The sequence below is a fragment of the Aquimarina longa SW024 genome, from assembly GCF_001401755.1.
Classification (GTDB): Bacteria; Bacteroidota; Bacteroidia; order Flavobacteriales; family Flavobacteriaceae; genus Aquimarina; species Aquimarina longa.
The window spans coordinates 252,267-268,575 of the sequence record NZ_KQ474100.1; the positions used below are offsets into that span (position 1 = coordinate 252,267).

Here is a 16,309-nt window from a genome sequence, read left to right on the forward strand (position 1 = left end):
ATGTATACTAAAATCATTAAAATACGAGTATTTATTGTTTTTTTTTTCAAGTTTCATAACAAAGTTTTACTATATAATTCGGATTAAACATATTTAATTAGTTTTTGTATGCACACATTAAAAAAAGCTGCCTATGTTGGCAGCTTTTAAAATTTTAATTTGTGTGTTGTATATGTATAACTAAGTTGGATTTATTTTTTTAATAATTTCTTTTTAAAGAACTCTCCATCAACTTCGATTACAGCTATATAAACTCCTTCTGCAACCTTAGAACCATTTTCTGATGATCCATTCCAGATATAAGTAAAACCGCTATCATTTTTTTGATGATCTACTAATTTTTTCACTAACCTTCCGTGTATGTCATAGATCGTAATCGAAGTTATATTTTCTTTTTTAGAAGTACTAAAAAATGTCACTTCTTTTCTAAAAGTATTTGGATATGCTTTAATACTATACTTAAGATCTTTTAGAGTATTATTTTCTGATAATTTCCATCGCCTTCCAAGAGGTTGATCTAACCATAAAAGAATAAATTCATTATCATCAGGTAATCCAGTACCTTTATGACGACCAACACTAAAAGGATAATTATTATCATTTAATACTCCAATTAAGAATGGATTGAATACAACAACACTTTCTATTGTTACAAATGGAAAAGCAAAATTCTTACCGATACCTACATCTCCTGATAACCCAGGCTCAGAAATTCTGAAAATATCATTGATCTTGAGAAGATTAATATTCAATCTTTTTTCTATAATGTCTTTATTTTTATTTAATTCTACTTCGTATATAGCTTTAAAACCATTGATATCTCCTTGAGAACCATCTCGTTCTATAATCAATCCTCTTTTTTTATTAAACATAATAAAATCTCCTATTGCACTAGCTTTTTTATGGATAGGGTACTTATATTTTGTGCCTGTATACGATTTACTTCTTAGATCAAATTCATGAATTAGTAAATTAGCATTTTTAGAATCTTGCAAAGGTTTTTCTAATAAGGGTAATAATTTTTTTCTATCAGTAGTTAATGCCATTCCTTCAAAACCACCACTTGTTTTTACTCTAAAAGGAGTATCTAATTCAGTAGTTCTATATGGCCAATATAATCCTGCTAGCCAAGGTGTATTTTGTCCATTTTGATCTTGTAAATTAGTTCCATCACCTTTATTACCTACTTTAGGGAAATCACCAAATAAACACACTGTTCGTATAGTAGGATAATTTTTATGAGCAATTAATAATGTTCTAAAATCAAAACTTTGAATATCAGCACGATCAGTAAGCTTATTAGAGACAATGACATCCGCTATAGCTTTTGTAAAAGTCTCTGCATCAGTAGTTCTATTAGCAAAGACATCTCCGCGATCATCAGTATCAGTTCTGGGATTAATCTTAGTTTCAATATTAAAACGAACTTTAGAAGCATTTTTCCAACGTTTGGTAGCCTCGGGATCTGAAACTCCGTGTCCGTTTTTATAATACTCGATATAGAAATTTACAAAATCAAATAATTGTTGTAACGATGGCATAATATAAGGATGTATAAAGCCATTTTGGTTGGCAAATGCTATTGCAACAGGTGATAATGATAAATCATTAGTCTGAGCAGGCCTACCATTAAGTAATTTATCAGCAATAAATGTATTTTGTATCTGATCTAAAGTTAAGTCTTTTACCAATACTTCATCTTTGAATTCATAAATAGTCCCGTCTGCTTTGCGAGTTTTTGCAGCTTCGATATGCGGGTCATGATCTAAAACAGGAACACCGTCCAAGGTAATACCACAATCTGTTTCTAAAGTTGGCATTAGAAAATCCAGAGCCGCTTCCATAGCAGGTAATGTATTTTCAGGGCGTAAGTTTCTAGCACCTCTATGTCCTTGTGCATCAAATAGGCTTACATCAATTAGCCCATCTGCATCTATAAAGTCAGGCTTACCATCTTTATTTTTATCATAGTTTTGTAATGCCTCTAATAATATATCAGGACGATCAGATATGATTCCTTGTACTCCTAGATCTAAAAGTAAATTCATATTTTTAAGATCATTTACAGTATAAACGACTACTTGATGCCCTGCACGATTAAGAGAAGATACGTTAAATAATTCGCTTGATGCAGTAGTAAGACCAGAAGGAGGGTTTTTTCTACTACCTACAATTGTATTAGTATTTTGATCATCTAGCATTACATGCCAAGGAGACATTACAGGAGGCTTACTTCCGTAGGTTTGCGCATGAGATCTCATAGCATTCATAATTCTAAGAGCACTATACTCTTCATTATATGGATTTTGTGGAGCACGAAGTTCTTTTCCAGGAGTATCAAAATCAGGAAGAGAAAAAGGAGCATCTAATAAAACACCTTTCTTATCAAAGTGTAATAAAAAAGGACCAAATTCATCCCCAATCCAATACTCTCCATTAGGAGTTCTTTGTATAGATTCTATATCAAAATCAGCTCCAGTAAGAATTCGAGACTCACTAAAATGATTTGTAATAGCAAAAGGGATTAAGTGATTAGGATCTCTTAATTCTATATAATTTAGTACGTCTATAGATCCATCTCCCCAACCTATGACATTCTTAAACTCTGGTTTTATTGTATAGAGCCGAAGATGATAATCTGATGAGTTTTCCATACTTCCAAAACCATTATCCGATAGTACCGTAAAGGTGCCGTTATAATTATTTAGAACAGCAGAAAATCCTTGTATTGGTTGTTTGTTAAAAAAAGGAACTGGTTGTTGATTGATCAATCTTTGGCTTATGTATTGTCCTGAGGTAGGCCCTTCAGAGAAACTAGCGGCAGGTAAAACTGCTCTAGATATCAATATGTCTCCAAAGTTTATAAAGGACTTACCAGTTCCTTTTGGATATGCTTTTTTATTAAAATAATTATCTGTAGGAATATCAAATTGATACTTTTCTATATTTTCTTTTTTTGAGATAGGTGATTGGGCTTGTATTGTATATAAAAACACACTTAGAATACTTAAAAATAATGTACTCCTTGTTTTTAATACAATTAGATGATTGTGTTTCATGATGTGTACTACGTTTTAGAGTTAAAAGCCGGTCAAATTGTGATGCTATAAAATTACATTGTATATATGATCTGATTGTTTGTAGTTCTTAAACAAATGATTAGGATAATGTTAACTACTATAATATATTGATAAGAGTGATTTTAAATCATTTTAACCCCAATTATGATTTGATTTTTGATACATCTAGCTAATCCTTAATTCTATAGAACATACTAGTATATCCTTTATCGTGTAGCACACTTTAACTTAAAATTGATTTGATTATATAACAGAATAAAATTCAAATTTTTGTAAATTTGTTATATACATGAAAAAAGTAATCTATAACATATCAGCGATTATAATGGCAATTGTAGTATTATGCTCTACAATGTCGTTTACATTAGATATGCATTATTGTGGAACTACTCTGGTAGATATAGCACTTTATAAAGAGGCAAAATCTTGTGGTATGGAACAAGTAATTTCTGACTCACCTACATGTACTGTATTAACTAAGAAAGGATGTTGTACAGATAAGCAATTTGCCTATGAAGGACAAGATGAACTTCGGACTTCATTAGATAAAACTACATTCGAGCAGCAGGTTTTTGTAATTTCTTTTTACTATTCATATATAAACCTTTTTGAGGGATTTGAAAATACTATAATTCCTTCTGAAGAATATCCACCTCCTATATTGATTAAGGATATTCAAGTACTTAATCAAACTTTTCTTATTTGAATTATTTAATAATTGAGTTACCCAATGTAGTATTTTAGTTACTTGGGCTAGAGTTGTTGTTTATTATTTAACGACAATACTTTTCTTTAATTATTTAATAGTCAAATACATGCTTAATAAAAGTATCAAGTTTCTTATAGAAAATAAACTGGTAGCAGTTATCCTACTTACACTTTTTATAGGGTGGGGTATTATCAATGCACCATTTGGTTGGGACATGATAATAGTACCTAATAACCCTGTAGCAGTTGATGCTATACCTGATATTGGCGAAAACCAGCAAATTATCTTTACAAAATGGCAAGGGCGTTCACCACAAGATATTGAAGACCAAATTACATATCCATTAACAACATCGCTTTTAGGAGTTCCCGGAGTAAAAACCATTCGTAGTTCTTCGATGTTTGGTTTTTCTAGTATCTATATCATTTTTGAAGAAGATATAGAATTTTATTGGAGTCGCAGTCGTATTTTAGAAAAACTAAGTTCTTTGCCAAATGGATTATTACCAAATGATGTTAATCCAACACTTGGTCCAGATGCAACTGGATTAGGTCAGATTTTTTGGTATACCATAGAAGGAAGAGATGAAAAAGGAAATGTAACTGGTGGTTGGGATTTACAAGAATTAAGAAGCATTCAGGATTATTATATAAAATATGCATTATCATCTGCTGGTGGAGTTTCAGAAGTAGCATCTATCGGTGGATATGTGCAAGAATACCAAGTAGATGTTGATCCAGAATTAATGCGTCAGTATAATATTAGCTTAAATCATATTGTAAAAGCTGTAAAGCAATCAAATAGAGATATAGGTGCACAGACTTTAGAAATCAATCAGGCAGAATACCTCGTTCGTGGTTTAGGATATATAAAATCTATAGCGGATATCGAAAATGCAGTAGTGATGTCAGAGGAATTCACCTCGATACGAATTAAGGATGTTGCTAATGTTAGTTTGGGACCTGCAACCAGAAGAGGTATACTAGATAAAGAAGGAGCCGAAGTAGTTGGGGGAGTAGTGATAGCACGTTATGGAGCAAATCCTTTAGAAGTTATTACTACTGTAAAGAATACAATAGCAGAACTTAGCACCGGATTACCATCTAAGCAATTAAAAGATGGTCGTATTTCACAATTAACCATCGTTCCTTTTTATGATCGTACAGAACTTATTCAAGAAACATTAGGAACCCTCAAAGAAGCATTAACATTAGAAATTTTGATCACCTTTTTGGTTATCATTATTATGGTGTTTAATCTAAGGGCATCAATTCTTATTTCTGGGCTTTTACCTGTAGCAGTTTTAATAGTTTTTATTGCAATGAAGCTTTTTGATGTAGATGCCAATATTGTTGCTTTATCAGGTATTGCTATCGCTATTGGTACCATGGTAGATATGGGGGTGATACTTTCTGAAAATATGATTAGACATCTGTATGATAACAAAGATAATCTTCCTATTAACACTGTTATATATAATGCTACTGCCGAAGTTTCTGGAGCGATACTTACTGCTGTACTTACTACAATTATTAGTTTTTTACCCATATTTACTATGGTTGGTGCAGAAGGAAAATTATTCAAACCATTAGCATTTACCAAAACAATGGCATTAATTGCCGCTATTATAGTAGCATTATTTATTATTCCGCCATTTGCAGCTTTCTTATTTAAGAAAAGAACTATCAGATTATCTATACATTATACGTTCAATACTATTATAATACTAATAGGTTGTATAGCCATTTTTAATACTTTATGGTTAGGAATACTTCTAATAGCCTTTGGGAGTACTGCAATTTTTGGATTAAAAGATATCCTTTCTAAAAAGCAGAAAAATTTAGTAAATACAGGTATTTCTGTCATTACTATATTATTTTTATTAGCTGAATATTGGAGACCACTAGGAGTAGGTAAAAATATTTTTTGGAACCTCATTTTTGTTGGAGTTATTTGTTTTGGTTTACTAGGAGTTTTTACTTTATTTAGAACATATTACACTAGGATACTACAATGGGCATTACAAAACAAAACACTATTCTTATCACTACCAACTAGTATTATAATCTTAGGTTTTCTAATACTAAATACTATAGGAAAAGAATTTATGCCATCACTAGATGAAGGCTCTTTTCTTTTAATGCCAACTACATTACCACATGCAGGAGTAGCCGAGAATAAACGAATCTTAAAACAATTAGATATGGCGACAGCAAGTATTCCAGAAGTTAAGACTGTTGTTGGTAAAGCAGGAAGAATTGAATCAGCTCTTGATCCAGCACCATTATCGATGTACGAAAATATCATTGTATATAAGCCAGAATATATGTTGAATAAAAAGGGAGAACGACAACGATATAAAGTTAATGAGGACGGTTTATTTATAACTACCGATGGAGCCCTTATTTATAATAAAAATTATACTATTAATTTAAACGAGGTTAAAAACGTTTCAAAAATAAAATATTTCTCTATTAGAAACGAAAACCTTATTGTAGACAATGATGGTAAATTTTATCGTAATTGGAGACCAGAGATACAATCTTCTAATGATATTTGGGATGAAATTGTAAAAGCTACCAAACTCCCTGGAGTAACTTCGGCACCCAAATTACAACCGATAGAAACAAGACTTCTTATGCTACAAACAGGTATGCGTGCCCCAATGGGCATAAAAGTAAAAGGACAAAATCTAAAACAGATTGAAGCTTTTGGAATTCAGTTAGAGGAGATCTTAAAACAAGTCGACGGAATAAAAAAGGAAGCCGTTTTTGCTGACCGTATTGTTGGAAAACCATACTTGCTTATTGATATTGATCGAGAAAAATTAGTACGTTATGGTGTATCGATTGAGGAAGTACAGCAGATACTAGAAGTAGCAATAGGAGGGATATCTCTAACCCAAACAGTCGAAGGTCGAGAACGCTATGAAGTACGAGTACGTTATCCCAGAGAGCTTAGAGCCGATCCAGAAGGTCTTACAGCTATTTATGTACCTGTAGAAAAAGGGAACCCAGTACCTCTAAGCGAACTAGTAACAATTCGATATGAGCAAGGACCACAAGTTATTAAGAGTGAAGATACATTTCTTGTAGGGTACGTATTGTTCGATAAACTCGATGATTTTGCCGAAGTAACTGTTATAGAAAATGTCCAAGCATTACTTAAACAAAAAATTGATAAAGGAGAACTCACAGTTCCAAAAGGAATCAATTATCAATTTACAGGAACTTATGAAAACCAATTAAGAGCAGAAAAAACAATAGCAGTAGTAGTGCCATTAGCATTAGTACTCATCTTTTTAGTTCTTTACTTTCAATTTCGGTCTATAAGTACTTCATTATTAGTATTTACAGGTGTTGCAGTAGCCTTTTCGGGCGGATTTATAATGATTTGGTTATATGGTCAGGATTGGTTTTTGAATACGAGCATTTTTGGAGAACATTTAAGAGACCTATTTCAGATACGCACTATTAATCTGAGTATTGCCGTATGGGTAGGGTTCATAGCTCTTTTTGGTATTGCTACTGATGATGGTGTAGTAATGGCTACATATCTTACACAAACGTTTGATAAAAATAAACCAAAATCCCTTAACGAAATCAGAACATCAGTGATAGAAGCAGGTAAAAAGAGAATTCGTCCTTGTTTAATGACTACAGCAACCACAATTTTGGCACTATTACCAATACTAACGTCTACGGGACGAGGGAGTGACATTATGATACCAATGGCAATTCCTTCTTTTGGTGGGATGTTTATCGCACTGATAACATTATTTGTGGTACCAGTATTATTTAGCTGGAAAAAAGAAATTCAACTTAAACGAGAAAACATATGAAACAGTTAAGTATCATAATTATTTTTCTATTAACCTTTCATTTAACTCATGGGCAAGAGCTTCAACTATATATTCAAGAAGCAATACGTAATAATTCTGAAATTCAGTATTTTGAATTACAATATAATCTCTTAAAAGAAAAAATAAACGAAGATAATACGATACCTAATACACAAGTAAGTGTAGGGTATTTTATAGGTGAGCCAGAAACACGTACAGGAGCCCAACGTGCAAAATTTTCGATACAACAAATGCTACCATGGTTTGGAACCATTACAGCAAGAGAGAACTATTCAACTACTATAGCCGAAACAGCATATGTAACTAGTATCACTAAAAAAAGAAAACTGGCACTTTCGATTTCTCAATCTTATTATAAACTTTCAGCAATTCATTTAAAACAGAATATACTCGAAGAAAGCAGTAAACTTCTACAAACCTATGAGAAATTAGCACTAACATCAGTAGAGGTTGGGAAAGCTACTGTAGTAGCTGTTTTACAATTACAGATTAGGCAAAACGAATTACAGCAGTATAAAGAGATTCTTAAGCAAGACTTTTTGGCAGAGCAAGCAACTTTTAATACTCTTTTAAATAGAGATCTTGATATAGAAGTAATCGTACCTAATGAACTACAAATCCCAGTAGAAGATCCTATTCTTAATCATGAAGGAATACGGCTTAATCCCGAAGTCCTTAAATATGATAAAGTACACGAGGCTATACAGCAATCAGAACTACTTAATCAAAAAGAAAATGCCCCCCAAATAGGTTTTGGGTTGGATTATATCCCCGTATCTCAGCGATCTGATGTTACAATTAGTGATAATGGTAAAGATATTATCATGCCTATGGTATCTCTTTCTATTCCAATATTCAATAAGAAATATAACTCTAGAACTCGTCAGAATGAATTACGTAAACAACAAACTACAACCCAAAAAGAGCAACATTTAGATTATTTGACATCACTTTTAGTAAAAGCAGTATCTATGCGGAATACAGCGAGAATTAAAAATGATATCCAAGAGAAAAATTTAAAACAAGCAAAAAATGCAGAAGAAATACTAATGAAGCGTTATGAAACAGGAACAATCAACTTTAATGATATTCTAGATATTCAAGAATTACAGTTTAAGTTTCAAATCAATACAATAGAAAGTGTACAACAGTATTATACCCAAGCTGCAATTATCAATTATCTAACAAATTAAAAGAATAATAACAACACCTAAAATTAAATATAATGAAGAATCTAAGAATTTATAATCTAGTCATCGTATCAGTAGTATTATGCACACTATTATCTTGCAAAGATAATACTACATCTAAGGGAGAAAAGAAGGATATTCACTCAGATATAGAACATAATAAAGATCATGTACACCATAATCATATAAAAACAGCAACAGTTCAATTTAACAATGCACAAACAGGTAAAGCTTTTAAACAGTATATCGATATTAAAACAGCTTTAGTACATACAGACGCCCAACAAGTAAAGGCAAGTGCAAAAAAGCTTGCAGAAATAACGGAGAATACGATGCTTAAAACAGTAATTGATGCTATCATAGCAAGCAATGATATAGAGGAACAAAGAAGAGCGTTTGTAGCAGTTACTACCCAAATGGAAGCAATGTTAAGAGGCGCATTATCATCAGGAGAAGTATATAAACAATACTGTCCTATGGCTTTTAATAACGAAGGAGGATATTGGTTATCTACAGAAAAAGAAATTAGAAACCCATATTTTGGTGATCAGATGTTAAAATGTGGTAGTGTTTCAGAAATCATAAAATAAACAGATGAAAAAGATTTTTATAAAAAATATGGTCTGTAATAGGTGTAAACGTATATTAGAACAAGAATTTGAAAAAGCCAAAATCCCTGTTCATACAATAGAATTAGGTCAACTAATTTTTAATAATATCGATACTAATCCCATAGATTTTAATCAGGTAAATGAAATTATTATTCGTAATGGTTTCGAGATTATTAATGATGAGGCTACTCTTATTATCGAGCAAATAAAATCATATCTAATCAATGAATTATCTAATGGAGGTACATTAACAGAAAAATTATCGGGTTTTATAACCAAACGTATAAACAAAGAATACTCTGTTATAAGTAAGCTATTTAGTAGTAATCAAGGTATAACTATAGAAAACTATTTTATTCGCCTTAAAATTGAAAAGACAAAAGAATTGATTCAGATGGGAAATCTAAGTTTTTCTGAAATAGCATATTCATTAAATTATAAAAGCGGAAGTCACTTAGCAAAACAATTTAAAACGATTACAGGAATGTCAATGACTGACTATCAAAGCCTACAATCATGGGATCGACAACCACTAGACAAAATTGTATAAATACAAACCATAATTGTTAAAAGATAAAAGATATAAACTAAATAATTTTACTGCTTGAACATTGAAAACTTGAAAAATGAAGCACCTCTATAAAATATCAGGAATGACTTGTAATGGTTGTCGTGGTCATGTAGAACAAATTCTTAGAAATGTTAAAGGAGTAACCAGTACAGTGGTCGATCTAGAAAAAGCCGAAGCAACTATCGAAATGAACTCCCATATCTCAATCGATATTTTTCAAAAAGCTTTAGAAAAAGATACCAATCGATATAAGATTCATAAACCAGGGGAGTGTAACCATCAGTCAGAAGTAAAAAAGAAAAAGCCTAAAGGAGAAGGAACAGGTACTTTTTATTGCCCAATGCATTGTGAGGAAGACAAAACATATGACCAACTACAGGATTGTCCTATATGTGGTATGGATTTGGTAGAAGAAATACGCTTAATAGTACCTATTATAGATCAATATACCTGTCCAATGCATCCCGAAGTGGTAAAAGATGTATTAGGATCTTGTCCTATTTGTGGTATAGACCTAGTAGTACTAAAACCAGATCTTTCTGTAGAAGAGAAGAATTATAAAAAGCTTTTAAGAAAATTTTGGATAGCCATACTCTTTACACTTCCAATTTTTATAATAGCAATGTCAGAAATGCTTTATGATAACCCACTTTATAAAATAATAGCGCTAAAACATTGGAATTGGATTCAATTAGGACTTTCTATACCAGTTGTATTTTATGCCGCTTGGATGTTTTTTGAACGAGCTTTTCGTTCTATAAAAACATGGAATCTAAATATGTTTACACTTATAGGAATTGGAGCTGGTGTAGCATGGTTGTTTAGTGTTTTTGGTATTTTTTTTCCAGATTTATTTCCCAATCAATTTAAAACAGCAACAGGAACAGTGCATATTTATTTTGAGGCAGCTACTGTAATTTTAACATTAGTACTCTTTGGTCAAGTATTAGAAGCACGCGCACATAGTAAAACAAATGCTGCAATTAAAGAATTGCTAAAATTGATCCCTAATAAGGCGATACGTATTATAGAAGAAAAAGAAGAAGAAATTTCTATTGATCAGATTGAGCTGAATGATATACTTCGTGTAAAGCCAGGGGATAAAATTCCTGTGGATGGAGTACTAGTTGAGGGACAAACAACGGTAGATGAATCTATGATTACAGGAGAGTCAGCCCTGGTGAATAAAATAGAAAGAGATCAATTGATTAGTGGTACAATCAATGGGAATCAATCTTTTTTAATGAAAACAGAAAAAATAGGTTCAGATACAGTATTATCCCAGATTATTAAGATGGTTAATGATGCGAGTCACAGTCGTGTACCTATTCAGAAGCTAGCAGATATCATTTCAGGATATTTTGTTCCTGTAGTAGTTGTTATTGCTTTGATCACATTTGCTATTTGGGTACTATACGGTCCAGAACCTTCCTATGTATATGCCTTAGTAAATGCAATTGCGGTACTTATAATAGCATGCCCCTGCGCTATAGGACTCGCTACTCCTATGTCTGTTATGGTTGGAGTAGGCAAGGGAGCACAAAATGGGGTACTTATCAAAAATGCAGAAGCATTCGAAACATTAAGTAAAGTAGATGTACTTATTGTGGATAAAACAGGAACTATAACAGAAGGAAAACCTACTGTAGAAATAGTAGAAGCTTTAGGAGAACATTTTCAGGAAAAAGAAATTATTCAGTATATAATTTCACTTAATAATTTAAGTAAACACCCATTAGCTCAGGCAACTTTAAAATATGGCAGAGAACAAAATATTGAATTCTTAAAAGTTTTTGATTTTGAGTCTGTTACAGGAAAAGGTGTTAAAGGGAATATAGCAGGTAAAAAAATGGTGTTAGGGAATATTAAAATGATGAAATCTAATGATATATCAATTGCAAGTGAGTTAATCAAACGTGTTCAGTCGTATCAAAAAAAAGGTAAAACAGTATCTTATTTATCTATAGATACAACTATTGTAGGATATATAGTTATAGGAGACAAAGTCAAAGAAAACAGTATGCAAGCAATTACTGAATTACAAGATAAAGGAATTGATATCCTAATGTTCACCGGAGATAATTATGATACAGCCTTTGCAGTAGCTAGCGAACTTAACCTTACTAATTTTAAAGCAGATATGCTACCAGAGGATAAACTGAGAGAAGTGGAAAAATTACAACAACAAGGAAAAGTGGTAGCTATGGCAGGTGATGGTATTAATGATGCACCAGCATTAGCAAAAAGTGATGTTGGTATAGCAATGGGTACAGGTACAGATGTAGCTATAGAAAGTGCTAATATAACTTTAGTAAAAGGAGATGTACAAGGAATAGTAAAAGCAAAAAAAATAAGTGATAAAGTAATGAAGAATATCAAGCAGAATCTTTTCCTTGCACTTATCTATAACAGTATTGGAGTACCAATAGCAGCTGGAGTATTATTTCCTTTTTTTGGGATCGTATTGTCACCAATGATAGCCGCATTAGCAATGAGTTTTAGTTCGGTATCAGTTATAGCAAATGCATTAAGATTAAGGACAATACATATAGACTAAATAGAGAAAAGTAAACATCAGTTTTTAATATAATACATAATTTAAATATGGTTAAAAGACAAGTAGCGACCAAAATTAGAAAAACACATAGGTATTTAGGTCTTTTTTTAGGAATCCAATTTTTATTATGGACAATCAGTGGCCTTTATTTTAGTTGGACAGATATTGATGAGATTCATGGAAATCAGTATAGAAACGAGAATATTTCTTCAATATCTTTTAAGAACTTAATTAGTCCAACAGAATTATACACTGAGGACTCTATACAATCCTTAGAACTTAGGGATGTAGGAGGGCAGCCTTATTATTGGATTAATAAAAAACAGCTTTTTGATGCAAAAACAGGAAAGTTTACACCCGAAATTACGGAGGCTGAAGCCTTACAAATTGCAAAAAAACATATGATATCTACATTAGTAGTAAAAAATATAGAAAGAATAAATGAAGTAGGCAATCATCATGAGTATAGAGGTAGACCACTACCCGCATATATGATTACTTATGATCATCCAGAGCATGTAAAAGCATATATAGCGATACAAGAAGGAAGTTTTCAGCGAGTACGACATCGTTCTTGGAGGTGGTTTGATTTTCTTTGGATGACACATACTATGGATTATGAAGGGAGAGATAATTTTAATACGATTACATTAAGATTGTTCTCTCTATTAGGTTTACTTACTGTTGTAAGTGGATTTAGCTTATGGTTTATATCATCACCAACGCTTAGAATAATTAAGAAAAAAAAATATGATGAATAAGAATATCATTTATATCTGTAGTGCAGCTCTTGTAGGAGTATTAGTAGGCTATTTAATTTTTGGAACTAGTAATACTTCTACACAAGATAATCATAATCATCAAAAAGAAACAGTTCATCAAATGTGGACTTGTGCGATGCATCCGCAGATAAAACAGGTAGAACCAGGTGATTGTCCAATATGCGGAATGGAGTTAATCCCTACAGGAACAATAACAAATGGGCTTGCTGCTAACGAGTTTAAAATGACAGAGAATGCCATGGCATTGGCAAATATTGAAACTACTATTATTAAAAATCATACCGCTAGTGATGATGGTATGATTACGCTATCTGGAAAAATAATAGAAAATGAAGAGGCTAATGCGACTCAGGCGAGTTATTTTAAGGGTAGGATCGAACGATTGAATGTTAATTATACAGGTCAGAAAATTAATAAAGGACAAAAATTAGCAACAATCTATGCCCCAGATTTGATTACAGCCCAACAAGAGTTGATTACTGCAGTTTCATTAAAAAAATCACAACCTGCATTATATAAAGCAGTTCGTAATAAATTAAAATTATGGAAACTCTCAGAACGTCAAATCAGTACTATAGAATCATCAGGTAAAGTTCAGGAAAATTTTCCTATTTATGCAACAGTTTCTGGTACCGTTTCAGAAGTAATGAGTGAAGAAGGAGCATATATAGAACAAGGACAACCTATTGTAAGAGTAAGCAATCTTGCTACCGTATGGGTGGAATTTGAGGTCTATGAAAATCAAATTTCACAATTTAAAAAAGGACAACAAATTGATATAACTATAACTGCGTATCCCGATAGAAACCATACCGCTACAATTTCTTTTATAGATCCAATTTTAAATATAAAAACCAGAACAACTACCATAAGAACAACTCTTAATAATCCAGACCAGATTTTTAAACCAGGAATGTTTGTAACAGGAAAAATTATAGGTATGACAACAGCTAAAGAACAGCTTACCGTACCCAAAAGTGCAGTGTTATGGACAGGAAAACGTTCTGTAGTATATATAAAAACAAACCCTAATGAGCCCGTTTTTGAAATGAGAGAAGTACTATTAGGTACTGTTAATGGAGATATGTATACAATTCTTGAAGGGGTAAAAAATGGAGATGAGATTGTAACCAATGGAACTTTTACTATTGATGCTGCGGCACAACTCCAAGGCAAAAAATCAATGATGAATAGGATACAAGAAGAGCGTGTTATACCTAATAAAACAGCTCCAGGATCAGAAGTATTTCAAAAAGAATTCTTAACAGCTCTTATACCTTACCTAAAAATGAAAGATGCATTTATAGCATCTAATAGTACTAAGGTTACTGATTTTGCTAAAACAACAAAAGAACGCTTACAAGCAATTAAAACTACAGGATTAAGTAGAACCACAATAATACACCTTACTAAGTCTATAGAGGAGTTACATAAGATTAGTATTACTAAAGAACTAAAAGAACAAAGAGCTTATTTTGTAACGCTAAATGAAAGTATTGTAGTTTTGGTATCTAATTTTAATGAGATGATTACACCAATATATGTACAAAAATGCCCTATGGCAAATACCAATAGAGGAGCCATCTGGATAAGTACCGAAAAAGAAATTCGTAACCCTTATTTTGGTAGTGCTATGCTAAACTGCGGTAGTGTAATTGATACGATTAAATGAGTCTGTAAGTTTTTTTAATATGTGAAGCTTCTAAATTTTTGTTTTTAAAAATGATAATAGTATTAGTTGTATGATTTACTTTTTATTTTTCCGATTTATGATAACGATAAAGATAGCGTAGTATTAATAGTAAAAACAGGTTCTGGTATATGAGAGTATCCTATCCTCATAAAGAATCCGAATCACAGTAAGGCAGTTAGAGTTGGTTAGATGCCAAATAAAGATCTGACAAAAAACCTATTCTCCCTTATGATTAGAAACGTATAATACGATACCTTTACCCTTAAAAAAATAATCATCCAGTCTGTGTTTAAATCAAATTACTTATTATTTATAATTCCTGCTTTAATATGGGGATCTACTTGGTATATTATTAAATATCAATTAGGTGTTGTAGATCCTATAGTCTCAGTTACTTATCGATTCGGATTAGCAGGTGTTATATTACTTGGGTATTCTAAAATTAGAAAACTTCCTTTATCGTTTACAAAACGAGAACATTTTTTTATTGCTCTACAAGGAGTTTTACTATTTGGTACAAATTATTGGTTAGTATATATCTCTGAACTATACCTTAGTAGTGGTTTGGTTGCAGTAGCATTCTCAACTTTAATTTTTTTAAATATATTTTTTGGAGCATTATTTTTAGGAGATAAAATCAAAAAAAATATCATAATCGGAGCTGTTTTTGGTCTTTTAGGGACTATATTGATTTATCAATCAGAGTTTAGAAGGATTAATTTTACTAGCGATCAAATTAGAGGATTGCTATTTTGTATTGCTTCCATCACTTTCGCTTCATTAGGAAATATTATTTCTTCGCATAACCAACGTAAATTTAAACTTCCTGTGATACAAACCAATGGTTTTGGGATGGTATATGGAGCAGTTGCAATGTTGTTAATAGCTATCATTAGTGGTAAGGATTTAACTATAGATACTTCTCTTTCTTACATTTTTTCACTAGCATATTTAACAATTTTTGGATCCATTGTAGCATTTACAGCCTATCTTATTTTAATAGGTAGAGTTGGTGCAAGCAAAGCTGCATATACCATAGTAGTAATTCCTGTAATAGCTTTAACTATTTCTAGTATTTTTGAAGGATATCGACCAGATATGTATGCTTTTATAGGAATGGGATTTATTCTTATAGGAAATATACTCGCTTTAAAAAATAAAAAATGAAAGGTTGATACTAAGTGATCTATAATTAATATATTGTGATGTAATACCATTTACATTTTGAATTTACTGTAATAAAATACTCTTTTT

10 protein-coding genes are annotated in these 16,309 nt (G+C 31.7%); 9 read left to right on the forward strand and 1 reads right to left on the reverse strand.

Translation table 11 applies throughout. The features are described 5' to 3' along the window. Positions 1-191: 191 nt before the first annotated feature. The gene (locus tag N456_RS13660; RefSeq protein ID WP_062058163.1) at positions 192-3,059 is read right to left on the reverse strand and encodes an esterase-like activity of phytase family protein; all 2,868 of its coding nucleotides are present in this window, start codon (positions 3,057-3,059) and stop codon (positions 192-194) included. A 310-nt stretch (positions 3,060-3,369) separates the two neighbouring features. Between N456_RS13660 and N456_RS13665 the strand changes: the two genes are divergently transcribed. From N456_RS13665 to N456_RS13705, 9 genes are all read left to right on the forward strand, one after another. After that, positions 3,370-3,786 (forward strand): HYC_CC_PP family protein, encoded by a 417-nt coding sequence (locus tag N456_RS13665; protein WP_062058165.1) that lies wholly within the window; start codon positions 3,370-3,372, stop codon positions 3,784-3,786. Between the two features lie 109 nt (positions 3,787-3,895). After that, complete coding sequence (locus N456_RS13670; RefSeq protein ID WP_062058168.1) at positions 3,896-7,630, forward strand: efflux RND transporter permease subunit; 3,735 nt, start codon at positions 3,896-3,898, stop codon at positions 7,628-7,630. Further along, positions 7,627-8,844: a TolC family protein gene (locus tag N456_RS13675; protein WP_062058170.1), complete on the forward strand. Its 1,218-nt coding sequence runs from the start codon at positions 7,627-7,629 to the stop codon at positions 8,842-8,844. The genes N456_RS13670 and N456_RS13675 overlap by 4 nt, the downstream gene beginning before the upstream one ends. Positions 8,845-8,876: 32 nt before the next feature. Next, on the forward strand, positions 8,877-9,431 hold the full coding sequence (locus tag N456_RS13680; RefSeq protein WP_062058172.1) for a DUF3347 domain-containing protein: 555 nt from the start codon (positions 8,877-8,879) through the stop codon (positions 9,429-9,431). Positions 9,432-9,435: 4 nt separating this feature from the next. Then, on the forward strand, positions 9,436-10,002 hold the full coding sequence (locus tag N456_RS13685; RefSeq protein ID WP_240315533.1) for a helix-turn-helix domain-containing protein: 567 nt from the start codon (positions 9,436-9,438) through the stop codon (positions 10,000-10,002). Between the two features lie 76 nt (positions 10,003-10,078). After that, positions 10,079-12,580 carry a heavy metal translocating P-type ATPase gene (locus N456_RS13690; protein WP_062058175.1) on the forward strand — a complete coding sequence of 834 codons (2,502 nt, stop codon included), beginning with the start codon at positions 10,079-10,081 and terminating at the stop codon, positions 12,578-12,580. 47 nt (positions 12,581-12,627) lie between these two features. Then, a complete protein-coding gene (locus N456_RS13695; RefSeq protein ID WP_062058178.1) occupies positions 12,628-13,341 on the forward strand; it encodes a hypothetical protein in 714 nt (237 codons plus the stop codon). Beyond that, the gene (locus N456_RS13700; protein ID WP_062058181.1) at positions 13,334-15,034 is read left to right on the forward strand and encodes an efflux RND transporter periplasmic adaptor subunit; all 1,701 of its coding nucleotides are present in this window, start codon (positions 13,334-13,336) and stop codon (positions 15,032-15,034) included. Before N456_RS13695 ends, N456_RS13700 begins: the two co-directional genes overlap by 8 nt. 306 nt (positions 15,035-15,340) lie before the next feature. Further along, complete coding sequence (locus tag N456_RS13705; protein ID WP_062058184.1) at positions 15,341-16,222, forward strand: DMT family transporter; 882 nt, start codon at positions 15,341-15,343, stop codon at positions 16,220-16,222. Positions 16,223-16,309 lie beyond the last annotated feature (87 nt).

Excerpts from the sequence above, each read along its gene's own strand:
- N456_RS13660 (WP_062058163.1), bottom strand. The coding sequence starts at position 3,059 with ATGAAACACAATCATCTAATTGTATTAAAAACAAGGAGTACATTATTT.
- N456_RS13665 (WP_062058165.1), top strand. The coding sequence starts at position 3,370 with ATGAAAAAAGTAATCTATAACATATCAGCGATTATAATGGCAATTGTA.
- N456_RS13670 (WP_062058168.1), top strand. The coding sequence starts at position 3,896 with ATGCTTAATAAAAGTATCAAGTTTCTTATAGAAAATAAACTGGTAGCA.
- N456_RS13675 (WP_062058170.1), top strand. The coding sequence starts at position 7,627 with ATGAAACAGTTAAGTATCATAATTATTTTTCTATTAACCTTTCATTTA.
- N456_RS13680 (WP_062058172.1), top strand. The coding sequence starts at position 8,877 with ATGAAGAATCTAAGAATTTATAATCTAGTCATCGTATCAGTAGTATTA.
- N456_RS13685 (WP_240315533.1), top strand. The coding sequence starts at position 9,436 with ATGAAAAAGATTTTTATAAAAAATATGGTCTGTAATAGGTGTAAACGT.
- N456_RS13690 (WP_062058175.1), top strand. The coding sequence starts at position 10,079 with ATGAAGCACCTCTATAAAATATCAGGAATGACTTGTAATGGTTGTCGT.
- N456_RS13695 (WP_062058178.1), top strand. The coding sequence starts at position 12,628 with ATGGTTAAAAGACAAGTAGCGACCAAAATTAGAAAAACACATAGGTAT.
- N456_RS13700 (WP_062058181.1), top strand. The coding sequence starts at position 13,334 with ATGAATAAGAATATCATTTATATCTGTAGTGCAGCTCTTGTAGGAGTA.